Here is a 23078-nt window from a genome sequence, read left to right as displayed (position 1 = left end):
TCAGGAGCCTACGAGCCGGTGGGGTTCATCGAGCCACGCGTACTGGCCGGCCCCGTCGACTGTGATGCCGAAGCGGGTGATGTGGGGACGGCCCCGGAGCTCGTACCACGTGTAGGCCGCCGTCACCTCCGCCCACAGGTCGCGCGGTCCCCACGAACGGACCGCGTCCTCCTCCCACCAGTCGCCGTAGCGGACGATCGTGGCGGACGTGCCGGACTCGTCGACGAACTGGCCCTGTCGGGCATCGCCTTCCCCGCGGTGCGAGTAGGAGACGTCCGGGACCTGAAGGCCGATGGCGAAGTCCTGGAGGTGGCCGCCACCCAGAACCTGCGCCGGGTCGATCGGTGACCTCCGGATGGTCGACTCCTCCGGGACGTGGAGGTCGACGGTCGGCCGCTCGGAGCGGATCCACATGTACGAGGACTCGCCGACGAACCAGCCCTGTGCCTTCGTGCCCCCGCTGTCCACACGGAGCCGCAGGAGCCCCGCGTTGCTGTACGCCGTTCCGAACGGGGTAAGGATCAACCCGCTCCGCCTGGACTGCTCGACCCAGGTGTACGGGATGTGCCGAAGGGAAGCCGTGTTGATGATCCGGTCGAACGGTTCCCCGTCGGGGGCGCCTTGGAGACCATCCCCGACGATCAGTTCTGGGTCGTAGCCGGCGGCCTTGAGGTTGGAGGCGCCCGCGCGCGCGATCTCCTCGTCGACTTCGACGGCCACCACCCGCTCCGAGCAGGCGCGCTCGCACAGCAGGGCGGTGTGATAGCCGGAGCCGTAGCCGATCTCCAGCACGCGGGACCGAGACTTCAGGTCCAGGTGTTGGAGCTTGCGCATGACGATGTCGAGGGCGGACACGGAAGACGTGAAGTCGCCCGCGCTTGGCCCCGGTGTGGTGTCGCCGTCGTCCAGCTGGGTGACCACCGACTGGTGCGGGTTCCACACCGCGCGGCGCCACACCTCGGGCTCCTCGTCGCGGTCGACGAACGTCCAGAGACCTTCGTCGTCCCGCACGGGGAGCCATACGGCCTGCGGGACGAAGGCTTCCCTGTCGACCGTGTCGAAGGCCGGTGCCAGCCAGGGCTCACGCAGTAACCCTGTGGTCAGGAGGGTCTCGCGGCAGATCGCCCGGTTCACTTCTTCCCCGGCTGCGGGGACGAGGGAGGGGTCGAGGGCGTCGAGGGTTGGGGCGACGGGCGGCTCCCGTCCGGGCTGGAGGGCTGGGAGGGAGGTGTCCACGGCTTGTCCTGCGGGGGTCCGGCGTGCTTGCCCATCAGGTTCTCCCATCGCTTTGGTGTGCAGGATGCCCGCCCGGTGGGGGCGGGAGCCGGTGAACGCCGATGACGATCGCGGGCAGGAGGCCGAGCACGATCACGACGTACAGGGCTTGTCGGGTGTGCTCGCTCATCAGGCCGGCTCGATGTTGTCGACGAGCGTCGAGAACTCGCGGCCGGACTTGGCGCGGATGTAAGCCAGCTCCACCCAGCGTTCGTGGACGACCGAGTCCGACACGTTCTCGTGGATCACGGCCATCAGTTCGCCCTCGGCGCCGGACGCGATATCGCGGACGCGACGGCGCAGCAGGCGGTGCGGCAGATACTCGTACCGCTCAGGCATCAGCGGGGTCCGCGTCGGCTCCGATGAACCGTTCCCAGCCGACCCTGGCACGGTCGAGAAGGTCCGGGCTGGGCTCGGGCACTGGCGTCAGACCCAGGCTCGGGTCGTCCGGGGTGTCGATGCAGAGCACGCCACGGGCGCAGCTACGAATCGTGCGGTTGGCCACGGGGGCACTCCCTACCGTCGTCAGCGGGTCGTTAGGACGACGGTAGGGGTGCTTAACGGGAAGAAGAGGCCCGGTTTGGGCCCCCTCGTTCACGCGGCCAACAGGCCGATTTCCACAGCCAACTGGCTGGCCCGCTGCCGACGTTCCGGCAGCCTGGATGAAGCCTCCTCCAGGAGGATCCGCTTCGCGTAGCCGTTGTAGCGAACTGTCTCCGGCGCCGCCGCGTGCGCTTGCTCCAGTGTCGTCAGCGCGGTCTCCTGCTGGCCGTCCAAGTGATAGGCGCGAGCCTGCTCGATCCGGTGCCTCGCCCGCCGAGGACGGGACGGAATCGACGCGGCTTCTGCCCGGTTCGCCTGGCGAACCGACTCACCGCCGGACCGCAGCTCGACCGCGACGGTCACGCCATGTGCCGCCATGACGGCCCGGCCGAAACTGGTGACTCGGTGGAAATAGCCCCCTGGCAGCTGCTGCGCGACGTGGTCCGCGCGGTCCCACCAGCCCCAGGCCATGCCGCTGTCGCGGCGTTTGGCTGCGGTAAATCCGGCCTCGAACTTCAAGGCCCCGACGACCGCCTGTACGTCCAGCGGCGCCTGTGAAAGTCCGGGTTCCAGGCGCCTCAGAGCCTCCGACACGACGTTGTCGGCCTCGTCGTAGTGCCCGGGGCCGGAGTCACGGTGAGCCTGGGCGGACAACCAAGCGGCGACGCCGATCGCGTGTGGGTCCTCAGACTCCTGAGCGGCGGTCATGCCGCGCTCGGACACGCGCCACAGCAGCGACGGGTCTGGCTGGTAGGCGACGAAGAACTGCGCGAGGAAGTACACCTCCGCCTGGAGCGCCTGGGCAGCCCGGCGGTCGGCAGACGTGTTCGCTTGCCGTACCGCAAGCTGGGCGTCCCGGATCAGCCCGGGCAGCAGATCTCCGATGACCTTGCGGTGATTGGGTGCTCCGTGGCGAGCACTCCACGCGGAATCCAGCGCGGCCCGTAGGTACGCCGTTGAGGGTGCGGGGCGATCTGTCCGGGTGGGGAAAGTGGTCAGAGCGGTGCGCACGGCGGGCAGCCTGTCGTGGCCGGGCCCCATGAAGAGATCGGTGTGTGGTTCGGCGTCTACGTCCCCCACGAGGTCGTTCAGGCGGCGGACGCGGAGGGCTTCGGCGATGCGAAGAATCTCCGACAGACGCGGCATTTTCATCGTGCCGGTCTCGATCTTCTTGACCCACGACGCGTGGTGGCCGAGAAGGTCGGCCAGTTGCTCGCGCGTCATGCCTCGGCGGTTGCGGTAGATCTGGACACGTTGCCCGAACGCGACGGGGTTGTCGTACGGGTCGGGGGTAGCATCAGATGACACGGCCTTGCCCCTTCTCTGTGCAGCTCGACACTGAACAGGGTATGGGGCAGGGCCACTTTAGTGTGATCCAGAACGCACGAAAGCGCCCCAGGCGGGGGTGGCCAGCCGGTGGTCAGCGCTCTCGCGAATTGAACTCGGCGATCCGGCTTGCCAGCTCTTCCAGGTTCTCCACGCGGAACGTCGGGAGGGTCCGGGCCTCTTCGCTGTTCCACTGGATCGTGGCCCATGGGCCACGGTGGACGAGCGCGGTGTGCATGCCCGCTGCGGCGCCGGGGCGCAGGTCATTGTCGACGCGGTCGCCCACGTAGAGGATCTCGTCGTTGGCGAACGGTACGACGGCGGCGACGCGGACGAAGAACTCCGGGTCGGGCTTGCTGGCCCCCCAGTCGTCCGAGGTGCCGATGAGGTCGACGTCTTTCGTGAAGAAGCACTTCTCACGCGCTCTCACCGACCCGGCACCAGACCCCCTGGCATTCGCCGCATGCTCCGCCATCGCGGACTCGATCCTCAGTGCCGACAGCAGCGACGCGGCACTGGAGATGCTCTCCCCGGTTCTCCGAGCACTGGGACAGCTGACCGAGTTCGCGAGAGCGCTCGCCTCGACGCTTCGACACGCCCGTTCGATGTCGCTGCCTCTTCGGATCGTCCTCGTCCATGAACAAGCAGCCACCCCAAAGCTCGTGGCGAACTATCGCCCACCCCTGAATGGTCCAGGTCTGCGCCGGATCAGTGGTGGGAAGAGAAGGGCATAGCGTCAGCCCACTCCCAGAACGCGCCGGCTTCGGCCACCTCGCGCTCCATCACCGCGAACAACCTCGAAGGATTCGCCTGCGGAGGGACATCGACCGCGACGTGACGGTCTCCGTTCCACTCGCTCAGCAGACCGGCGGCGTCGATTTCGTTCTTGATCCGAGTGGTTGCTTCAGCCACCCGCTCGGGGTCCGGGCTGGGCATGAGGAGCATGCGCAGGACACGGTGCTGCGAGAGTCCCACAACCTCACCGACCTGGTCATTCTCCGAGAGGACCACGTGGTCTCCGAGAGCCAGTCCATACGTGCAGAACGGGATGCAGGCGATGGAGAAGGCGCCGTAATTGAGGGGTTTCAGCCAGAGCTGTTCCATCTGGCCATCCAGCCCGAACGGCGCCAGATCCGCGTGGGCGATGTAGTTGCGCTGGGCCCGACCGACTGGCTCATCGTGGACGATGAACACCGGCATGTGATCCCCTCCCTGATCGGCTTCGCAGTAATGATGCCGCCGCCGTCCAGAGGCACGGTCAGGGGCTCGATCGAACGGGCCAGGGCTGACCATCAGGTAACTCCGTGCGCGGGATCAGGCGTCGCTGCGGCCGGTACGGCTGCGTACTCCAGCCACTTGTCCACCAGGTCGCGGACTTCATCCAGGGCGGGATCGCGACGTCCGGCAGGCGTGTATGCCGGCGACCTGTCCGCGTGGAGCGGCACGTGGGCGCAGTACCAGGCCCGTTTGGCGCCCGCCTGTTCGGCGTCCGTGCCCGTCAGTAGGTAGTTGAGCAGTGTCGCCATGACCCGGCGGCGTCCGAATATGTAGACCGTCGGCTCGACGAACCAGCGGCAGAAGCTCGGGTCGGGGTCGTAGACGGCCGCGGCCATCAGCGGAGCGAAGAATTCTTCGGGCAGACTCGCGCGTTCGAGTAGTGGCTTGCGCGCTGCATGCGCCAGGTGCCGCGCGCGTTGGTCTTCCGGCACGCTAGCCGCGGTGCCGAGGTCCAGCAGCCGAGCCACCTCGGCTGCAGACGACAGGAATGTGGGTACTTCTGCCTCGTTGCGCTCTCCATCGGCCATGGGCAGCATTCTGGGCCGATCCCGGACGGAGAGGTAGAGATGCTGGTTGCTGCGTGGTCAGTGGAACCACACGACGAGCCGCACGTTCTCCGCCCCGTGGACTTCGCTGAGCGTGCCCATGACGCTCCATACTCGGCCCCAGTCGCTCCCGTCACCTGCGGCAGCGGCCCGGCTTCGGGTGCCGGAGCTGTCTGTTTCTTGCCAATCGACGGCGGTGACGTCAGCCCAGGTGACCCATGTCGTTCCGAATGCGTCACCGGGTCCCCCATAGGCTGCGTACTCGCTCCTCAGCCCCACCGACGCATCGTCCGGGAAGCCACGGCCTTCCGCCACGGGCCGGAAGCCGAAGGAGTTGCGGACTCCGAAGAGACAGGCGAGGCCGTCGTAGGCGTTGCCCCGGTTGAGCAGGAAGAGATCGATCGCGGCTTCCCACACGGAGTCCTCGTCGTCGGGACCCCAGAGGCGGGCCCCTGGCCGGCACTCGATCATTCCGCTGATGTCGGTAGACATGCCCGGATCTTGCCCGACCGGCCCAGGGCTCGGCACCCACATTTAGGTTCTGTCGGCTCCGCCAGCGGCACCCAACCGCACCCGGTGACGCTGAAGGTCGACCTCGGCGACCTTCACCGTGATCAGCTCACCTTCATCGACAAGCCGATCCGGCGTCTCGACCGGCTCGTCAGTCAGCTCTGAGAGGTGAAGGAACCCCACAACGTCGGGAGCAAGCTGCACGAACACGCCAAAAGGAACGATCTTGGTGATCGGTCCGGTGAGGACCTGGCCGACCTGATCCGCAAACCGAATGAGCGGATCTTCCTGCAGAGCCTTCAACGAAAGCGTGACCTGTCCGGAGCGCGTCTCGGCAATGATCACCTCAGCGGTGATCCGCTGGCCGGCTTCGACTGCCTCGGAGGGGTGGTTGATCCAGCCCCACGTCAGGTCCGGCACCCGGATGAAGCCGGTGCAGAGGCCGTCCGGTTCGCCATCGACGTGAACGAAGACCCCGAAGTTGTGAACCGCGGAGACCGTCCCAGCCACGACCTGCCCTCGTTCAAACGCAAGGAGAAAGGACCGCAGGGTCGGAATCTCGCAGGCCCTGGCGGAGAGGTGAAGCTGACCTTCGTGCCAACGCCCGATCTCTTCGGCATTGATCTCCTGGCCTACCTCAAACAGCTCGGATGGATGCTCCATCCGGCGCATCGACGCCTCATGTCGAGGAATCCGAGCGATCTCGGCTTCCTCCCCTTCGGCATCTACGAGCTGCACCAGGACGTCCGCTCCGTCGAACCCGGTGACCTTCACCGTTCTCACGGCCCCAGGCCGGAGCTGGTTGATCAAGGACTGCATGCGAGGGTCAGGGGCTGGCTCCGACATGGAGGTGAGCCTAGTCGGCGCCGGCTGCACTGGTTCCAACTCTCGTGACCAGGTTCCAACTGGCGCCACGGCTCACGCATGGCAGGGCTTCTCTGGACGATCTTGGTGACATCTCTCGCTGTGAAGTGACAACTATCGCGAGCAGTCACAGCTGCCGAGGAGCCCGAGACTGTCACCCTAGGGCGTCAGACTGTAACCCTGGGGTTACAGTCGATCGGCCTATCTCCCGAGGTCATCCGGGGTTTGGGTTGGTCGCGCTCTTAAGAGGTAAGTACGCGCGCCGTCGCATCGACCTCAACCCCCACTCCTTAGCCCGCCGTTTGTACTGTTCAGATGTCCTGGGTGCGGCCCGAAACGGCTGGCAGTGAGCCAGGGGCGGGCACGGGCAGTCGGCTTCGGCGTGGTGTGGGTGTGCGCGCCAGGGTGTGGGCCCGCCGGGCCCGGGGGCCCGTCGGTCCCCCACTGGGTTCGCGTCCGCCGTTGGCGGCTTGCGGGCCCAGTGGCGGGCTTTGAAATGCGCAGCGTGGCTGATCTCGGTGGGTGGTTGCGCGAACTCCGAACTGCCGGTGACCGCGCTCGGGCTTCGTCGGGGTGCACGTTCTGTGGCTGAGGTCGTCCAGGTGGGGAAGGGGTTGCGCGTCGCTCTTGGTGAGGCGGGGGCCTGGGCGGGAGTTCAGGCCGTACGCGGGAGTCGCGCGCCTTGGTGGGCGACCCAGGGCTCTCGGCGTGGGGCGGGTCCGGTGGGGGCGGGGCCAGGGCGGTGAGAGCCGAACCGGCCGGATGGCGGCGCGCGCAGGTCGGATCGACGCGGATCGTGCCCACAAGACATTGAGTGCCGAGGCCCGCGACCTCGTGGTCGCGGGCCTCGGTCGTCGCAGCGGGGCGCGTTGCTCCTCGCCGGTTGTGGAACGGGTAACGGCTCAGGCAGTGAGGTCGGCGATCACGTTGGCCACGACCCAGGTGGCCCACAGCAGCGGCACGATCGCCACATAGGCGAGCGGCCGGGCGTACACCGGCGGGCCCTCATCCAGGGGCTGGCGGCCCGGTGCCGGCTCGGAGGGCGGGAGCTTGCCGAACTTGATCGAGGCGATCAGGTTCCAGAGCAGCGTGAAGGGCGTGAAGACCACCAGGGAGAGGGGGCTCCACCAGCCCTGGAACAGCGTCTTCGTGGTCATGGTGCGCACCAACGACCGGCCGCACTGGCGGCAGAAGGGGCCTTTGAGGGTGTGGAAGCGCATCATGATCAGCACGCCCACGTGGGCGCGGACCGCGATGTTCGCCGCCTCCGGGGCCCCGCAGTTGCGGCATCCGGGCGCGGGCGCTTGAGCGTGGGGGTGAGGGTACGGGGCCGCGTACTGCTGGTGCTGCGGCATGGGCGGGTGGCCCGGGGCGGGCGGCTGTGCGTACGGGTTCTGCGTGGGATGAGCGCCGGCGTACGGGTTGGGGAGAACGGGGGCGCCGGAGTAGGGGTTCGGCGGGGGAGTGGTCATGGTGGGCTTTCACGATCGGCGCGGGCAGGGGAGCGGCGTCCGGCCGGAATCCCCGTACGGCTTCCGCTTCCGGGTGTCTTCACGGAGGGAGGATGGGCCGAACGCCAGTGCTCTCGTATGACCTGAACTTATCAGGCAATTGAGGGCCATTGATCTGCCATCGAGCTGCACCGACCGTTCTCCGCGAGCGCGGGATCCGCGAAGTCCGGCCCCGGATGCGTTTCGCTTCCGGGGCCGGAGCCGTAGCGGTGGGGCTACTCGCCCTTGGACGGAACCGTCAGGCGGCGACCACCCGGCTCACCAGTTGGTCGCGGATGCGGGACGGGATGGCCGGGGCGAAGCGTTGGAGGTAGTGGTCCATGTGGGAGTCGTCGCCCACCAGGAACGGGAGGTCGAAGACCAGGAGCTTGCGGACCGCGAGGAGGGGCAGCGGGGCGCGCAGGGGGCGGAAGGACTCGTTGTAGAGGCCCGGCTCCTCGCACACCGGGTGGAACTGGCCGATCATCAGGCCCTCCGCCACGAACTCGTCCTTCGCCTTGCGCTGGAGTTCGTCCAGCTCCACCGAGTCCGTCGGGTCGAAGGTCGGGAGGACCAGGAGGATCGTGAGGAGTTCGCGGTCCTCCGGGGAGAGGGGCTCGGAGAGGGTCGCGTGGCGGGTGCGGAGGGAGTCGACCGCCTGGCTGAGGTCCTCGCAGTCGGCCGAGGGGAGGGCCAGGTGAAAGAGTTCCTTGCGCAGCGAGGGCTGGGTGTACGGGCACACGGGGCCGGTGCGGCCCAGTTCGGGGTGGCTGGAGACCAGGAAGTCCCGGCTCCACATGAGGACTTGGAGGAGCGGGCCGATCGCGTCGGCGGGCACCTCGCCGCGGGCGATCTGGCCCGCGGTCCAGGACTGGATCAGGTCGTCGCCCCTCATCGGGGGTCCCTCCACATCGGTCGGAGTGTGGGGCCGGACTTGGGGAGGGGGATGTCGCCGCCCAGGCGCTCGAAGCCGGCGCGGCGGGTCGCGGCCTCGCCGCCCGGGGAGCTGGCCTCCGCGTAGACGGCGACGCCTTCGGCGTCGGCGCGGGTGAGGACTTCGCCCAGGAGGCCGGAGATCAGGCCGGACTGCTGGCGGTCGGCGCGGACCGCGCCGAAGGAGACGTAGTAGTGCGGCGGGCCGTGCGGATGGCGTTCGGCCTGGAGGTGGGCGATGGTACGCAAGGCGTCCACGTGCTCGCCCAGGGCCTCGGCGAAGGCCGCGTCCAGGGCTTCCTCGTCGGGCTCGGCGCCCGGCGGCAGGAAGAGCAGCACCGCGTCGCCGTCCGGGGTGGTGAGCACCCCGTCGTACGCGGCGGACAGCTCGACGAACACGCGGAAGAACCCGGGCAGGAGCTCGGATCGCAGCCGCTCGTCGGGGATCATCCAGCGGGTCAGGCCGTCGTCGTGGAAGGAGGAGGCCAGGAGGGCGGACAGGTGGGTGATCTGCGATCGGCTCAGTTGCGGGGAGGTGGAAGTGGTCGGGGACAAGGCACGGCCTCCGGTGGGAAGGGATGGGAGGGGAGGGGAAGGGAGAGGGCGCCGCGGTCAGGCCGGTGTGCGGCCGAGTGCGGCGAGTTCCGACACGCGGGCGTGGAGTGCCGGCAGGTAGTGCTCGTGTTCCGGCTTGATCAGGACGCTGCGGATCACCCGGGCCGCCTCCGCGTCCCGCACGGCGCGCGGGTGGCGGCGTACGAACGCGTCGGCGTCCGCCCGCAGCACGCTCAGGAACACCGGGTCGGCTTCGGCCGTCATGCCGTCGCGCAGAAGCCGGTCCGAGGCCGCGTCGATGGAGGAGAGGGAGCCGTCGGTGGTTGTGGGGTAGTACGTGACGATGTCGAGGTCCGGGCGCTGGTAGAGGGTGAGGTCTTCGGACCCCTCCAGCAGGTCCGCCCAGTGGAGGGCGGCCCGGCGGTTCGCGGTGAGGATGCGGCCGAAGCCGTCCGGGGTGAGGGGGAGGAGCTGCAGGGTCAGCCACAGGGCCGCGGCCGCCGCGCCCGCCCGCGAGCACTCCAGGCTGATCTCGCCCAGGTGCAGGTCCGAGTCGGTGAAGTAGGTGTACGGGGAGTCGTGCGCGAAGTGCCGGCCGGCCCGCGGGTCCGGGAAGAGGACCGCCCCGCAGCCGTAGGGCTGCAGGCCCTGCTTGTGGGGGTCGACGACGACCGAGTCGCATTCGGCGATCGCCCGCCAGGGTGCCGGGTCGATGTCGCCGGTGGCTGAGCGGCCGAGGATCGCGTAGAAGCCGCCGTAAGCGGCGTCGACGTGCACGCGGGCGCCGTACCGGCGGGCCAGGGGCAGGACCTCGTGCACCGGGTCGACCGCGCCCAGGCCGGTCGTGCCGGTGGTGACGACGATCGTGCCGATCCGCCCGCCGCGCAGGGCGCCCTCCAGCGCGCCGAGGTCGATGCGGCCACGGGCGTCGGTGGGGATGCGGTGGCCCTCCATGCCGAGGACGTGGCACATCCGCTCGTGGGTGTAGTGGCACTCGGCGCTGTACGCGATCCCGCGGTCCGGGTGCAGCTGCCTGGCGACGTACAGGGCCTCCAGGTTGGCCATCGTGCCGCTGGTGGTGAGGTGCCCGACGTGTGCGGCGAGGCCGAACATGGCGGCCAGTTCGGCCACCGCCTCGCGTTCCATCTCGGTGGTCGCCGGGCCGCCCTCCGCGGCGTGGTTGTTCGGATTGAAGAGCATCGCGGTGAGGTAGCCGGTGACGGCCGCCGGGTGCGGCGGCTTGACCATCTGTCCGGCGTAACGCGGGTGGAAGAACGGATAGTTGTGGTCCATCCGCTTGGCGAGGCGGTCGAAGGCCTCGGCGAACGCGTCGGGGTGGACGCGGTGCGCGTCATGGGTCTCGTACGGACCGAACTGCCCGCCCCACCGCTCCGCCACGCCGAGCGCGCGCGGCAGCCAGTCGCGTAAGTCGTGCAGGTCGTGCAGGTCCACGGGAGCCTCCCCCAGCGGCCGCCGGGAGGCGGCACAAGTCGGGCGTACGCGGTCGTACGTACGCACGAGAAGGGTTGCCGGGCCCCCGCAAGGCCCGCGCAACCTCACCCCATCCGGGTTCGAGTGACGCGCGAGCGGGCTCTGGTGCACTCGCGGCGCGACTCCCGTGAGCACCCCACCCTTCCCAGGAGGAAACCCATGGTCACCAGACGCAGCGTGCTCGGCGGCGCCATCGGCGCGGCCGGTGCGGGCCTGCTCACCACCGGTGGGCTGGTGCCGCTGCTCAGCGCCCAGTCCGCGCAGGCCACGGAGGCGGTCACGGTCCCGGCGCCGTTCACCGTGCGGATGCCGACGCTGCCGGTGCTCGCGCCGATATCCGTGCTGGGCGGCCAGGACACGTACGCCGTCACCATCAAGGAAGTGGCGCGGGAGATCATCCCGGGGGTGCAGACGAAGGTCCTCACCTACAACGGCAGCTTCCCGGGCCCGGTGCTGCGGGCCCGCTCCGGGCGGACCGTGGCGATCCGGCACCGCAACAACCTGGGCATGCCGGTCTCGGTACACCTGCACGGCGGCAACGTCTCACCGGAGAACGACGGCGGCCCGATGGACACCTTCGGGCCGGGCACCTCGCGCACCTACACCTACCCCAACCAGCAGCCGGGCGCCGCCCTCTGGTTCCACGACCACGCGCACCACATGGAGTCGGAGCACGTCTACCGCGGCCTGTCCGCCACCTACCTGCTCTCGGACGAGAACGAGCGGTCGCTGCCGCTGCCGGCCGGCCAGTACGAGGTCCCGATCGCGCTGCGCGACGCCCGCTTCGACGACGCCGGTCAGCTGGTCTACGTCATGGACGACGTCTTCGGTCGGACCACGATCCTCGCCAACGGCCGCCCGAGCCCCTACTTCGAGGTGGCCGCCCGGAAGTACCGCTTCCGGCTGCTCAACTCCTCCAACATGCGCTTCTTCCAGCTGCGCCTGTCGGACGGCGGCCAGATGATCCAGATCGGCACGGACGGCGGGCTGCTGGAACGCCCCTTCACGACGGACACCGTCGGGCTGTCCCCGGCGGAGCGCGCGGACGTGGTCATCGACTTCTCCCGCTACCCGGTCGGCACGAAGATCGTCCTGGAGAACACCCTGGGCCCGGGAACCCCGGACCAGGTGGGCAAGGTGCTGCGCTTCGACGTCGTACGGACCGCCTCCGACCCGAGCCGGGTGCCCGACGTACTGCGCACGCTGCCGGCCATGGCGAAGGCGACGGTGCAGCGCAGCATCGTCCTCAGCATGGACGAGGACGGCCGCGAGGAGCCGAGGGGCCTGATGGACGGCCAGCAGTGGGACTACCAGCGCATCGACCAGACCATCGCGCACGGCACCTCGGAGATCTGGACCGTCACCAACGCGAACAAGATCGTCCCGCACAACTTCCACATGCACCTGGTCCAGTTCCGGCTGCTGGAGCGCAACGGCGCCCCGGTCGCGCCGTCCGAGGCCGGCCTGAAGGACACCGTCCGGCTCTTCCCCGGCGAGACGGTGAAACTGCACGCCACCTTCGGCACCTACAGGGGGACGTACGTCTACCACTGCCACCTGCTGGACCACTCCGCGATGGGGATGATGGCCAACTTCCGCGTCCGGTAGGGGTCGGCGCGTGCCACGGCTCCGCTCGACGCCCGCTCAAGGGTCAGCCGAGGATCCGTAGGAAGAATCCTGGGCAACAGACCATGTCCGGCCGTGTCCCCCACGAGTCTCCGCATGAGTCACGCATGAGTCACGCACCAGTCCACGTACGAGTTCTGCCGCTCGAGTCCTGATCGAGCGTTGGTGGAAACCGATGGCCGGGTGTCCCGGAGAATGCCACGATCGGATGTCCGTGCCGAGGGCGAGCACCACTCCCACCACCCAGATGAGGATGTCCCATGAACTCCAATCCGGCCGGTAGCGGCTACTACGCCCCGCCCCAGCAGCCCGCGCCGGCAGCCGCCGAGCGCTCCAAGCTCGCCACCGCGCTCCTCCTGGTCTCGACGGTGCTCGTCGGCCTGATGGCCGGCCTGTTCTTCGCCTTCGACGTCTCGGTGATGCCGGGTCTGGCCGCGGGCGACGACCACACGTACGTCAGCGCCATGCAGGCCTTCAACGAGAAGATCGACGGCAACGGGCTCTTCGGCATGGCGTTCGTCATCGCCCTGCTCGCGTCCGCCGCCTCGGCGGTCATCGAGTACCGCAAGGGCCGCCGCGGCGTGGCGATCTGGGTCGGGGCAGCCGCCCTGGCCTACTTCGTCGTCCTGATGATCACTTTCTCCGTGAACATCCCGCTGAACAACGAGCTGGCCGACGCGGGCGACGCGGCGAAGCTGACGGACTTCTCGATCGTCGAGAAGTTCAAGACCACCTGGGTGTCCACCAACATCATCCGCACCCTGCTGTGCACGGTGGCCCTCACCGCCCTGTCCCGCGCCCTGATCCTCTACGGCCGGGCCACCCGCTGACCCTGACCCCGCCGGTCCTCATCCCCCCACGCACCACCTCGAAGTCCCCCGGCCCACCCGACCGGGGGACTTCGCGCGTGCCGACGTCAGCCGAGCTGCCCGTTCAGGTACAGGGCCCAGGCCAGGAAGCCGACTGCCGCGGTGCACAGCAGGGTGCGCCAGACGTTGGCGCGGACCCAGGGGCCCTCGAAGGCGCGGCGGACGGCGGCCGGGTCGCTGATCCGGGCGACCGGGCCGGCCTTCTCCAGAGCGTTGTTCAGCGGGATGTTCACCTTGTTGGTGAGGCCCATCGACAGGATGTAACAGACCAGGGCCGCGATCAGCGGGGGCAGCGCGTCACGGCCGTCGGACGGGACGTGCAGGGCCAGCGCCAGGGCGGTGAACAGGAACGCGCCGATGTAGCCGAGGACGAACCAGCCGTTGAGGATGGCCTTGTTGATCTGCTGCATGACCTCGATGACCGTACGGTCGTCGGTGCGCTTCAGGCCCGGCATCACGGAGACGGAGAAGCCGTAGAACAGGCCGCTGACCAGGCCCATGGTGAGGGTGGCGGCGATGAGCGAGGCCAGCCGTGCGGTCTCCATACTTCTCCCCCTGCTCGTCGTCCGTCCTCGGAGGGTCTCGGTCATCGATTCTTCGGGAACGGGTCATCAAATAGTCAAGGCATGGCGACTATACGGGGGGAGCGGTCCGGCGGCGCGGAAGATTCGAGCGGCCCTCCATCACATCTTGAGCGGCCGTGTCGAACAGCGGCGCCGAGCAGTCGCGTCCGGGGTCGTGAGGACAGGGGTCGCGCGACCGTCCCCGAGTCCGGCAGGCTGGGCCGGGACCACAGAGGGGAATCATCGTGCTCACGGCACTCGAAGGTGCGTACGGGGACCGCGCGGACGCCGTCACCGTCGCCGGCCGCACCGCCTCGTACGAGGAACTGCTCGGCGCGGCCGGGGCGGTGGCCGCGGACGTCGCGGGGGCCCCGGCCTTCGCGGTGACCGCGACGCCCCGACTGGAGACCGTCGCCGCGGTGGTCGGCGGGCTGCTGGCCGGGGTGCCCTGCGTACCGCTGCCGCCCGACGCCGGGGCCGCCGAGCGGGAGCACATCCTGCGCGACTCGGGGGCCGCGGAGGTCGAGGTGGACTTCGCCCGGCGCTCGGCCTCATGGTCCGGGAAGGCCGCCGCGCCCGAGGAACCCGCGCTGATCCTGTACACCTCCGGGACCACCGGCCCGCCCAAGGGCGTGGTCCTCAGCGGCGCCGCGATCGCCGCCGACCTGGACGCGCTCGCCGGAGCCTGGCAGTGGAGCGCCGACGACACCCTGGTGCACGGGCTGCCGCTGTTCCACGTCCACGGGCTGGTCCTCGGAGTGCTCGGCGCCCTGCGCACCGGAAGCCGCCTCGTGCACACCGGGCGGCCGACGCCCGAGGCCTACGCCGCGGCCGGCGGCAGCCTGTACTTCGGGGTGCCGACCGTGTGGTCCCGTATCGCCGCCGCACCGGAGGCCGCCGCCGCGCTGTCCGGGGCCCGGCTGCTGGTGTCCGGCAGCGCCGCCCTGCCCGCGCCCGTCTTCCGGGACCTGGAGCGGCTGACCGGGCACCGCCCCGTGGAGCGCTACGGCATGACGGAGACCCTGATCACCGTGAGCGGGCGCGCGGGGGGCGAGGTGCGGCCCGGCACGGTCGGCACCCCGCTGCCCGGCATCGTCACGCGGATCGCGGCCGAGGCGGGCGCGGAGATCGGCGAACTCCAGCTGACCGGGCCCACCCTGTTCTCCGGGTACCTGGGCCGGCCGGAGGCCACCGCCGCCGCGTACACCGAGGACGGCTGGTTCCGTACGGGAGACATCGCGGCCGTCGACGAGGCGGACGGCGTGCACCGGATCGTGGGCCGCGCCTCCATCGACATGATCAAGTCCGGGGGCTACCGGATCGGCGCGGGCGAGATCGAGAACGCCCTGCTGGACCACCCCAAGGTGCGCGAGGCGGCCGTGGTGGGCGTGCCGGACGCGGACCTCGGGCAGCGGATCGTCGCCTACGTGGTCGCCGAGGGGGTCACCGGCGCCGAGCTCACGGACTTCGTCGCCGCGCACCTGTCGGTGCACAAGCGGCCGCGCGAGGTGCGCTTCGTCGCGGCGGTGCCGCGCAACGCCATGGGCAAGCCGCAGAAGAAGCTGCTGCTGGAGGGCGAGTTCGATCCCAACTCCCGCTGAAACAAGCGTAGTTGAGCGGATCGGGGGAGCCCCCGTACCTGGAAAACAAACGGGCTCCCCGGTATATTTCCGCCCGCCGGATGGGCACGGGCCAATGGGGAGGGCACCGCTGTGCAGGGGTTACGTCGCATGCAGGCGCACGTGGTCGTGGTGGGCGGGGGGCCGGTGGGCATGCTCGTCGCCGCCGAGCTGGCCGCGTACGGAGTCGACACCGTCCTGTTCGAACCGCAGGACCGGGTGTCCGAATGGCCCAAGTCGAACACCCTGCACGCCAGAGCGGTGCAGAGCCTGGCCAGGCGCGGCCACCTACCGGCGGCCGCGAGCCGGCCGGCGGGGAGCGCCGGAGCCGTCAGCCCGTTCCACTTCGCCGGTCTGCCCGGTCTGCTCATCGAGGTCCCTGAGACCGAACCGCGGCCGATCCTCAAATGCCCCCAGTCGAAGCTCGAGCGCCGCTTCGAGAAACGCGCCCGGGCGGCCGGAGCGCGGATCCTGCGCGGGCACCGGGTCACGGACCTCGCCCAGGACGCGGACGGGGTGACGGTCACGGCCGAAGGGTCACAAGGGCCGGTCACCTGCACCGCCCGGTACGCGGTGGGGGCGGACGGGTCGCGCAGCACGGTCCGTGAACTGGCGGGCATCGCCTTCGACACGCAGCCGGCCACGGTCACCGCGCTGATGGGCACGGTCACGCTCACCGGCCCGGGCGCGCTGTCCGAGGGCTCGCTGCGTACGGACCGGGGCTGGATCGGCGCCAAGCGCGCCCCGGACGGTGGGATGCACATCCGCACCCTCGACTGTGCCGGCGCCCACGCCGACCGGCAGCTGCCGCCCACGCTGGAGGAACTGCGGCGGGAGGTGTCCCGAATCGCCGGACACGAGGTCGCCATGGAGGAGCCCCGCTGGCTCAGCCGGTTCAGCGACGTCGTCCGGCTGGCCCGGACCTTCCGGGAGGGGCGGGTCTTCCTGGCGGGGGACGCGGCGCACGTGCACTTCCCGATCGGTGGCCAGGGCTTCAGCACCGGAGTGCTGGACGCCCTCAACCTGTCCTGGAAGCTGGCGCTCGCGGTGCACGGCAGGGCCGCGACGGAGCTGCTCGACACCTACGACTCGGAGCGCCGGCCGGCCGCCGAGCGGGTCGTCGAGAACACCTTGGCCCAGCTCGCCCTGATGCGGCAGGGCCCCGAACCGGACGCCCTGCGCGCGCTGTTCACCGAAGTGCTCGCCGTGGACGGCGGCCGCAGGCTGCTCAGTGGCATGATCAGCGCGCAGGACACGGTGCTTTCGGCGGACCCCGCCCGGCCGTCGCCCGGCGCGGGAACGTTCCTGCGTAACGCGGCGCTCCACACGGAGGCGGGCGAGACCGATGTGATCCGGCTTCTGCGGGACGGCCGCCCGCTGCTCCTGCTGCTGGGTGAGCAAGGCGCCGCCTTCGAGGACGAGGCGCGTTCGTGGGAGGGAACCCTGTACGTGGTGCGCGCGCTGCGCACGCCCGACGTGCCCTACGACGCCGTCCTGGTCCGGCCCGACGGCTACATCGCCTGGACGCCGGGAGCGACGGACCTGTCGGCCGCCCTGTCCGCGTACGTCGTCGACGACGTACGCGGTGGCGGCGGGGGGAGCCTGGCCGGTGCGGCTGGTGCGGCCGGTCAGCCGGTGCTGCTCACCAGTTCCTGCTCGTCGGCCGCCTTGAGTGCCTCGGCGTAGACCATGGCTCCCCGGCCCTCGGAGAGGTCGAGCGACGCGAGGACGGCCGGCACCACCACGCTGGGCAGCAGATGACGCATCAGTGCGGAGACCCTGCTCGCCAGGTCGCGGTAGTCGCAGATGGCCTGGGACATGGCCTGAACGCCGGCGAACGCTCCCACTATGACGTCGATGGTCTCGGTGAGCACGACGTGCGGCAGCAGTTCGCCCTGGTCCTGTGCCTCCTGGAAGAAGGGCAACGAGGCCTCGCTCCAGCGCAGGAAGGGGCCACTGCGGTCCAGGCCGTGTGCCTGCTGGTCCATCGACAGCCGGACGCCCGCGCGCACCATGGGATCGGTCTGCAGGCGGTACGCGTGCATCATCACACCGTCGAGGATCTGCTGGATCTTGGAGGCCTGGGCGGCAGGGACGAGACGGTGGTCCTGCTCGGCGAGCACCCCCTGGGCCAGGTCTTCCTTCGACTGGAAGTGGAAGTACAGAGCCCCTTTGGTCACCCCGGCCTCGGTGAGGATCTGCGAGATCGTGGCCGCCTGGTAGCCGTGGTCCTCGAACACTTTCGCCGCCGCCGACAGGATCGCCTGACGCGTGCGGACGGCACGTACCTGTTCAGCCATTCTGCTTCCTCCCTCCCCAGGGTTCACGCGTGGAGCGTCATTAAAAAAACCGCCGAGTTCGTATCTTACAGCGAGTGATGGTCGTCGGCGGATATGCCAGAGCGAAACAGTGGGGTGGAAGGGAACGTCATCAGGAGCGGGGAACCCGGGGCGCGCACGGAGATGGGCCGGCTCCATCCCGAGGCGGTGGTCGAAGCGCTGCTGTGCAGGGCGGGGTGCCGGCGTGAGGCGGCCGGTGTCCGCTCGGCGGGCGTATGGATGTACGGACGGACGCGCGCCGTCAGGAGCCGTGCGACCCCGCGGTGACCGTGGACTTGAAGACGAGGACGCCGTCCTGATGGGCGGTGACCAGGACCGTGCCCCCGTCGTCGGGGCCTCCGGGGACCCGGCGGGCGTGGATCATGCAGGGTGCGTCCAGTTCGGCGTACCTTCTGAACTCGCTGAAGATGCTGAGCGGGAGGTAGGAGGACCGGCCCAGCACGGCGGCCGTGGCCTGCCGGGCGGCCTCCAGCAACACCATGCCCGGGACGTGGTCCACCGGGTGCTCGAAGAGCACGGGGTGACGGGTGTCCACCCGCAGCTGCCAGCGGTCCGGTTCGGCCGTGGGGGAGAGGACGACGTCCATGGGAGACATGCGGCCGACGCTCTGCGGCGCGGCCGGGCTGATCAGCGGGAGCGGGTGCCAGGCGCTGTCGAGGCTGTGCTCGCCACGTATGCGTCGGTACACCGCGGGCGCCATGCAGGAGAACGAGCCCCCTCCGGTGGCGACGATGTCCCCGTCGCGCCAGAAGACCGACTCGAAGCTGAGCTTCGACACGTTCTTGCCGCGGCGCTCGACCTCCGTGCAGGTGATCTCGATGTGGAGAGTGGCCGGCGACCAGCCGACGCGCAGGTATTCGGGCCGTACGGCTATCCCCCCTTCCCGCATGAGGAACTGGTGCCCGAGCGGGATCCCGAACTCGGCGTGGCCGAGGAGGATGCAGAACTGGCGCACCGTCTCGCACGCGATGAGCGGGTCGTGGTAGCCGTCCGCCACCGGGGTGAAGAAGCTGTGGCCGCGGGGCCATTGCGCGGTCACGAGGAAGCGGTCCTCGTCCAGGCGCTGCCAGTCGGTGAGAACGACCTCGGCGACGGAAGCACGGTGGACGAGTTCCTTGGGAACGGTGACGGTCAGGGACGGTAAGCCGTTCAGCTGGGGCATGGGAGCCGTGGAGCTTCCGGCTGCGGTGTGGTTGGCCGTGGTGCGCTCTACACGAAACGTGCTCGCGGACATTGCTCCCCCTGGGCTTCGATGGCGAAGGGCTGCGGTGTCTCTGAGGCACGGAAGATACAGACCAGCCGGTTTAATTTCTAGCGGTTCTCGACCATCCGTTTTCGGGTGAAGTGGAGCGATCTTCTTCGACTTGCCCGTTGACCCTGGTCGGAAAGCGCTGCTTGCGTTCCGCCCCGGTTTGCCCCGCCTCCCCGGGCCCTCTTCCGTCGCCGGGTTCGTCGAGTGGGGCGCGAGCCGTTCTCAAGCGCCGGCATGGAATCTGCCGAACGCCCTGGGTGAGGTTGATCAGGCTCCGCCGAGCCTGTGTGCCGGTCCCTACGGGGGCTAAAAACCGCGCAAGCGGTTTGTTAGGCTGGGGTGTCGAGCGGGACCGCATTCTCGGGCGGCGCCTTCGCCATGCCCGCTCCTCCGTGGGCGCGGCACCCTCTCGCAGTGACGGAGCACTCCATGGTCAAACAGGAACGCGCGGCGCGTACGCGTGACGCCCTGATCCGGTCCGCGGCCGAGGTCTTCGACCGGGAGGGCTTCCCGGTCGCGTCGCTCGCCGCGATCAGTTCGCTGGCCGGGGTGAGCAACGGGGCGCTGCACTTCCACTTCGCCAACAAGGCCGCTCTGGCGGACGCGGTCGAGGAGGCGGCGCTGACCCGGCTGCTGGCCGTCACCGATGCCGTGCTCCCGCTCGGGGCGAGCAGGGTGCAGCTCCTGGTCGACGTCACTCATGGAATCGCCGGCGCCCTGCGTGGGGACGTCGTGCTGAGGGCCGGCTTCGAGTTGAGCGGCGAGGTGTCCCGAGTGCCGCGGGTCGACCTGCGCGAGCAGTGGCGGCGCTGGGTCGAGGAGACGCTGGAACAGGCCGCCGCCGGGGGCGAGTTGCGCCCCGGGGTGGCGGCCGGGGACGCGGGGGGCGCCGTGGTGGCCGCAACCGTGGGGTTCGAGGTGCTCGGGGCCAGGGACGCGGAGTGGCTCTCGGCGTCCACCGTCACCCGGTTCTGGGGGCTGCTGCTGCCGACGCTCGTGCCGGCGGCACTGCTCGCGGACCTGGAGGTCGGCGGGACCCACCCCTTGTAGGCGGGGCAGTCCAGGTGGTCTGTTTCTCAGCGTATCGGTTCGTTCTGGAGCGACTCTGGAGTCTTCCTGGGTGGACGGCCTGTTCCCGCGTGAACGGCAAACCAGCAGGTCAGGGGCGGTTCTGAGGGCTCATTAGATGGCTCATGAATATAAAACAGCACGGTCGGTTTTGTATTGACAAACCGTGGGACCTGTTTTTAACTGGGTGAGGCTCATCCAAGGACAGGGGAGTACGGCGTGGACATCGAAGTACTGGGCTCACTGGCGGTGCGGGAGCAGGGGATCTCCGTCACGCCGACCGCCCCCAAGCCGCGACAGGTACTGGCGATACTGGCGCTCCATGCCGACCAGGTCGTCCCGGTATCGGCACTGATCGAGGAGCTGTGGGCGGGCACCCCGCCGCGCAGCGCCCGGACGACCTTACAGACCTACGTTCTGCAGCTGCGGACCCTCATCGCGGCCGCCCTGGAGCAGAGCCCGCCCGGTGACGGCGAGCGGCGGACGGCCAAGGACGTACTCGTCACCCTGCCCGGCGGCTATCTCCTCGACAGCGGCGGCGGTCTCAGCGACGTCCGCGAGTTCGAGCGGCTCTCCGGAACGGGCTACCGGGCCATGGACGCCGGCGACTTCCCCGGCGCGGCCCGCAAACTGCGCGAGGCCCTGGCCCTGTGGTCCGGCCCCGCCTTCGCCGACGTACACGGCGGGATCCAGCTGGACATGGAGATCAGGCGGCTGGAGGAGACCCGGCTCTGCGCCCTCGACCAGCGCATCGAGGCGGACCTGCGGCTCGGCCGCCACCGCGAGCTGCTCGCCGAACTGACCGTGCTCGTCAGCCAGTACCGCACGCACGAGAACCTGCACGGCCAGTTCATGCTCGCGCTGCACCGCTCCGGCCGCCGCGGCGAGGCCCTCGACGTCTACCAGCGGCTGCGCGCGACGCTCGTACGGGAACTGGGCCTCGAACCCTCCACCTCGCTGCGCCGGCTGCAGCGCTCCATCCTCATGGCCGGCCCCGAAAGCCTGTCGGAGGTCCCGGAGGCGGGCGGTGGACGTCTGGTACGCGTGGGCTGACATGGCCGCACGCGCGAGCACGCAGGAGCGGTCCGAGCGGACCCGCCGCAAGCTCGTCCACGCCGGGGCCGAAGCGTTCCACCGCAACGGCTACGCGAACGCGACGCTCGGCGGGATCGCCGCATCGGCCGGGGTGACCAAGGGCGCCCTGTACTTCCACTTCGCATCCAAGGACGACCTCGCCGAGGCCGTCCAGCAGCGGGGCCGCGCCCTGCTGGACGAGTCCCTGTGCGTGCTGCGCGCATCCGGGATCTCTCCCCTGCAGGCCCTGGTCGACGCGACGCACTGGCTGGTCCGCTCGCTGCTCGACGAACCGGCGGTGCCCGCCAGTTTCCGGATCGCCAAGGAGTGCGCGGGTACCCGGCCGGGCGTCACCGACTTCCATCGGGTCTGGGTCACGGCGGCCTGCGGGCTGCTGCGTCGGGCCCGGGAGGAGGGCGAACTGCGCGAGGGATGCTCCTGGGAGAGCGCCGAATCACTCGTCGCCGCGGCCGTGTGCGGGATCGAGGTGCTGGCGGGCACCGGAATGCCCGGCGCGGAACTCCAGCGCAGGGTGGTCGCGCTGTGGACGCTGCTGCTGCCCGGCCTCGTCCCCGAGGGCGCGGTGGGCGATTTCCGTACGGCGGTGCCCGCGGCCGCGTACGCGCACGGATTCTCGGGCAGCGCCGGCTGACCCGCATCGGCGCCGGTATGGAGGAGTCACCGATGACGAACGACCGTTCCGCTCCGCCCCGCGCCGCCGACGTGCTGCCCGACCTCATCGGGGTGCTCGGCGACGTACTGCGGGTCGACCCGCAGAAGATCGACCCCGAGCAGACCTTCCAGTTCCTCGGCCTCGACTCGCTGCTGATCGCGGAGTTCGTGGCCGTGGTCAACGCCCGGCACGGGACCGGCCTGTGTGCGAGCGACCTCTACGACCACCCCACACCGGCGGCCTTCGCCCGGGAGGTGGTGCGGGCCGCTTCGGCTGTGCCGGCTGTCGAGGCCGCGCCCGCCGTCCGCCCTGCCGCCGCCGACCCCGTCGTCCCCGTTGTCCCCGTTGTCCGGGCCGCCCCCGCCGTGCCGGGCAGGGAGATCGTCGACGTGCTGCGCGAGCAGCTCACCGCGATCCTGTGCTGCGACAGCTGGGACGTGGACGCGGACACCCCGTTCCCACGGCTCGGGGTGGACTCGCTCCTCGGGGCCGAGTTCGTCGCCGTCGTCAACCGGGTCTTCGGCTTGAACGAACGGGCCGTGGTGCTGCACGAGTACCCGACGCTGGACGCGCTCGCTTCGTACGTGGCGCAGCGGACCGGGGCTCCGACCACGCCGCCGGCCGTGCGCGAACTCGAACTGCTGCTGGACGCCCTGCACGACGGGCGGCTCAGCGTGGCCGAGGCGCTCGTCCTGCTGCCCCGCCGGGCCCAGGTCTGACGGGAGACGGGGGCGATGGACGAGCGGGAGATCCTGACCCGGTTCAAGGACGGGACCCTGGACCGGAGGCAGGCGGTCGCCCTCTTGGCGCCGGCCGTCCATGGCGTTAACGGCGTTAACGCCATGGACGCGGTGGCCGCCGCGCCCGCGTTCCCGGATCCACCGGCCTCCGCGTCCGCGCCGCACGAACCCGCCGCGCGGGAACTGCCCGTGCGGGCCGCCCCGGTGGCCGTCGTGGGGATGGCCGGCCGCTATCCGGGGGCCCCCGACCTGGCGGCGTTCTGGCACCTGTTGTGCGGCGGCCGGGGCACCCCCCCCCCCCCCCCCCCCCCCCCCCCCCCCCCCCAAACCCCCCCCCACCCCCCCCCCCCCCCCCCAACAACCACCCAAACACCCCGGGTGCCGGCAACCCACGGGCTGGGGGAAGGCCCCCCAGACGAAGAACCAAAAAACCAAGAGCGGCACC

General features: G+C 70.0%; 24 protein-coding genes and 1 pseudogene. 9 read left to right on the top strand and 16 right to left on the bottom strand.

The genetic code is table 11. The features are described from left to right. From ACFV9H_RS20345 to ACFV9H_RS20285, 13 genes and pseudogenes are all read right to left on the bottom strand, one after another. Positions 1 to 1236 carry a protein-L-isoaspartate O-methyltransferase gene (locus ACFV9H_RS20345; RefSeq protein WP_385400008.1) on the bottom strand — a complete coding sequence of 412 codons (1236 nt, stop codon included), beginning with the start codon at positions 1234 to 1236 and terminating at the stop codon, positions 1 to 3. A gap of 168 nt (positions 1237 to 1404) precedes the next feature. Next, positions 1405 to 1614 (bottom strand): hypothetical protein, encoded by a 210-nt coding sequence (locus ACFV9H_RS20340; protein WP_385400005.1) that lies wholly within the window; start codon positions 1612 to 1614, stop codon positions 1405 to 1407. Next, entirely contained in the window at positions 1607 to 1780 is a 174-nt protein-coding gene (locus tag ACFV9H_RS20335; protein ID WP_385400002.1) for a hypothetical protein, read from the bottom strand. The genes ACFV9H_RS20340 and ACFV9H_RS20335 overlap by 8 nt, the downstream gene beginning before the upstream one ends. An 89-nt stretch (positions 1781 to 1869) precedes the next feature. Beyond that, a complete protein-coding gene (locus tag ACFV9H_RS20330) occupies positions 1870 to 3126 on the bottom strand; it encodes a helix-turn-helix domain-containing protein (protein ID WP_385400000.1) in 1257 nt (418 codons plus the stop codon). Between the two features lie 112 nt (positions 3127 to 3238). After that, a pseudogene (locus tag ACFV9H_RS20325) lies at positions 3239 to 3550 on the bottom strand (HAD family hydrolase); the annotation flags it as partial. A gap of 302 nt (positions 3551 to 3852) precedes the next feature. Beyond that, complete coding sequence (locus tag ACFV9H_RS20320) at positions 3853 to 4344, bottom strand: DUF4265 domain-containing protein (RefSeq protein WP_385399997.1); 492 nt, start codon at positions 4342 to 4344, stop codon at positions 3853 to 3855. A gap of 92 nt (positions 4345 to 4436) precedes the next feature. Beyond that, a complete protein-coding gene (locus ACFV9H_RS20315; RefSeq protein ID WP_385399994.1) occupies positions 4437 to 4949 on the bottom strand; it encodes a hypothetical protein in 513 nt (170 codons plus the stop codon). Between the two features lie 57 nt (positions 4950 to 5006). After that, entirely contained in the window at positions 5007 to 5459 is a 453-nt protein-coding gene (locus ACFV9H_RS20310) for a hypothetical protein (protein ID WP_385399991.1), read from the bottom strand. A 42-nt stretch (positions 5460 to 5501) separates the two neighbouring features. Then, on the bottom strand, positions 5502 to 6296 hold the full coding sequence (locus ACFV9H_RS20305) for a S1 RNA-binding domain-containing protein (protein ID WP_385399988.1): 795 nt from the start codon (positions 6294 to 6296) through the stop codon (positions 5502 to 5504). A gap of 947 nt (positions 6297 to 7243) precedes the next feature. Then, positions 7244 to 7813 carry a hypothetical protein gene (locus ACFV9H_RS20300; RefSeq protein WP_385399985.1) on the bottom strand — a complete coding sequence of 190 codons (570 nt, stop codon included), beginning with the start codon at positions 7811 to 7813 and terminating at the stop codon, positions 7244 to 7246. Positions 7814 to 8090: 277 nt separating this feature from the next. Beyond that, on the bottom strand, positions 8091 to 8726 hold the full coding sequence (locus ACFV9H_RS20295; protein ID WP_385399982.1) for a DUF6875 domain-containing protein: 636 nt from the start codon (positions 8724 to 8726) through the stop codon (positions 8091 to 8093). Next, positions 8723 to 9319 (bottom strand): hypothetical protein, encoded by a 597-nt coding sequence (locus ACFV9H_RS20290; RefSeq protein WP_385399979.1) that lies wholly within the window; start codon positions 9317 to 9319, stop codon positions 8723 to 8725. Before ACFV9H_RS20290 ends, ACFV9H_RS20295 begins: the two co-directional genes overlap by 4 nt. A gap of 57 nt (positions 9320 to 9376) precedes the next feature. Beyond that, positions 9377 to 10771 carry a pyridoxal phosphate-dependent decarboxylase family protein gene (locus ACFV9H_RS20285; RefSeq protein ID WP_385399976.1) on the bottom strand — a complete coding sequence of 465 codons (1395 nt, stop codon included), beginning with the start codon at positions 10769 to 10771 and terminating at the stop codon, positions 9377 to 9379. A gap of 198 nt (positions 10772 to 10969) precedes the next feature. On the opposite strand from ACFV9H_RS20285, the gene ACFV9H_RS20280 reads away from it, so the two are divergent. Both ACFV9H_RS20280 and ACFV9H_RS20275 read left to right on the top strand, forming a co-directional pair. Beyond that, entirely contained in the window at positions 10970 to 12418 is a 1449-nt protein-coding gene (locus tag ACFV9H_RS20280; RefSeq protein ID WP_385399973.1) for a multicopper oxidase family protein, read from the top strand. Positions 12419 to 12696: 278 nt separating this feature from the next. Further along, entirely contained in the window at positions 12697 to 13266 is a 570-nt protein-coding gene (locus ACFV9H_RS20275; protein ID WP_385399970.1) for a DUF1772 domain-containing protein, read from the top strand. Positions 13267 to 13352: 86 nt separating this feature from the next. On the opposite strand, the gene ACFV9H_RS20270 is transcribed toward ACFV9H_RS20275, so the two are convergent. Beyond that, on the bottom strand, positions 13353 to 13850 hold the full coding sequence (locus tag ACFV9H_RS20270; RefSeq protein WP_385399967.1) for a DUF1772 domain-containing protein: 498 nt from the start codon (positions 13848 to 13850) through the stop codon (positions 13353 to 13355). 263 nt (positions 13851 to 14113) lie between these two features. Here ACFV9H_RS20270 and ACFV9H_RS20265 point away from each other — a divergent pair, with 263 nt between their 5' ends. Together ACFV9H_RS20265 and ACFV9H_RS20260 are read left to right on the top strand one after the other, a co-directional pair. Next, complete coding sequence (locus tag ACFV9H_RS20265) at positions 14114 to 15469, top strand: AMP-binding protein (RefSeq protein WP_385399965.1); 1356 nt, start codon at positions 14114 to 14116, stop codon at positions 15467 to 15469. 129 nt (positions 15470 to 15598) lie between these two features. Continuing rightward, the gene (locus tag ACFV9H_RS20260; RefSeq protein WP_385399962.1) at positions 15599 to 17173 is read left to right on the top strand and encodes an FAD-dependent monooxygenase; all 1575 of its coding nucleotides are present in this window, start codon (positions 15599 to 15601) and stop codon (positions 17171 to 17173) included. Here the strand turns inward: ACFV9H_RS20260 and ACFV9H_RS20255 are convergent. Both ACFV9H_RS20255 and ACFV9H_RS20250 read right to left on the bottom strand, forming a co-directional pair. After that, entirely contained in the window at positions 17116 to 17787 is a 672-nt protein-coding gene (locus tag ACFV9H_RS20255; protein ID WP_385399959.1) for a ScbR family autoregulator-binding transcription factor, read from the bottom strand. The two genes, ACFV9H_RS20260 and ACFV9H_RS20255, sit on opposite strands and share 58 nt — an antisense overlap. A 280-nt stretch (positions 17788 to 18067) precedes the next feature. Next, positions 18068 to 18988 carry a ScbA/BarX family gamma-butyrolactone biosynthesis protein gene (locus ACFV9H_RS20250; protein WP_385399956.1) on the bottom strand — a complete coding sequence of 307 codons (921 nt, stop codon included), beginning with the start codon at positions 18986 to 18988 and terminating at the stop codon, positions 18068 to 18070. A gap of 504 nt (positions 18989 to 19492) precedes the next feature. Here ACFV9H_RS20250 and ACFV9H_RS20245 point away from each other — a divergent pair. From ACFV9H_RS20245 to ACFV9H_RS20225, 5 genes are all read left to right on the top strand, one after another. Further along, on the top strand, positions 19493 to 20128 hold the full coding sequence (locus tag ACFV9H_RS20245) for a ScbR family autoregulator-binding transcription factor (protein WP_385399953.1): 636 nt from the start codon (positions 19493 to 19495) through the stop codon (positions 20126 to 20128). Positions 20129 to 20365: 237 nt separating this feature from the next. Next, positions 20366 to 21199, top strand: a complete 834-nt coding sequence (locus ACFV9H_RS20240) for a BTAD domain-containing putative transcriptional regulator (protein WP_385399951.1) — start codon at positions 20366 to 20368, stop codon at positions 21197 to 21199. Position 21200: 1 nt separating this feature from the next. Beyond that, positions 21201 to 21872, top strand: coding sequence for a ScbR family autoregulator-binding transcription factor (locus tag ACFV9H_RS20235; RefSeq protein WP_385399948.1), 672 nt, complete (start codon positions 21201 to 21203; stop codon positions 21870 to 21872). Between the two features lie 32 nt (positions 21873 to 21904). After that, positions 21905 to 22612: a phosphopantetheine-binding protein gene (locus tag ACFV9H_RS20230; protein ID WP_385399945.1), complete on the top strand. Its 708-nt coding sequence runs from the start codon at positions 21905 to 21907 to the stop codon at positions 22610 to 22612. Between the two features lie 15 nt (positions 22613 to 22627). Then, positions 22628 to 23078, top strand: a 451-nt coding sequence (locus tag ACFV9H_RS20225) for a beta-ketoacyl synthase N-terminal-like domain-containing protein (RefSeq protein ID WP_385400049.1), incomplete at its 3' end; no start/stop codon positions are given.

The organism is Streptomyces sp. NPDC059874 (assembly GCF_042731135.1).
Taxonomy (GTDB): Bacteria; Actinomycetota; Actinomycetes; order Streptomycetales; family Streptomycetaceae; genus Streptomyces.
The sequence above is the reverse complement of the archived record's forward strand: the minus strand, read 5'-3'. Positions and strand labels throughout refer to the sequence as shown.